Annotated in this window: 1 protein-coding gene and 1 pseudogene; both read left to right on the forward strand. The window is 46.9% G+C overall.

Features of this window, described 5'->3' with window-relative positions; translation table 11 throughout:
* Nucleotides 1–121 (forward strand): annotated as a pseudogene (locus tag CWC11_RS23475) (type II secretion system protein GspH); the annotation flags it as partial.
* A partial coding sequence (gene gspI, locus CWC11_RS22425) for a type II secretion system minor pseudopilin GspI (protein ID WP_138684281.1) occupies nucleotides 118–369 on the forward strand: 252 nt, incomplete at its 3' end. The pseudogene CWC11_RS23475 and the gene gspI, both read left to right, overlap by 4 nt.

The raw sequence follows: 369 nt of genomic DNA on the forward strand, positions 1-369 counted from the left end.
TTCCGGTGAAGTCAGCGCATTTAGATTAAGTGTGGAAAATAAAGAGCTGCAGGAGCCAATATTTTTTGTCGAAGGCGAATTTATGGCGCCAGTGGGGCTGAAGCGGGAACCTGAAGAATGAGCGCTAAAAAAAGCTTAGGCTTTACCTTACTTGAAGTCATGGTTGCGCTAAGTATTTGTGCTGTCGCTGGTATTGCTGCAATGCAAGCAACAAGCGAACATATAAATCATATCAGCTCGCTTGAAGAGCAAACCTATGCGTCGTGGGTGGCAGAAAATCGCTTGGTATTTTTGCGCGCGCAAGGCGATGACTGGCATGGGAAGAATGGTAACAAAGGCGAAGAGGAAATGGCCGGGGTCACTTGGTAT

Source organism: Pseudoalteromonas sp. S3178 (genome assembly GCF_005886985.1).
Classification (GTDB): Bacteria; Pseudomonadota; Gammaproteobacteria; order Enterobacterales; family Alteromonadaceae; genus Pseudoalteromonas; species Pseudoalteromonas carrageenovora.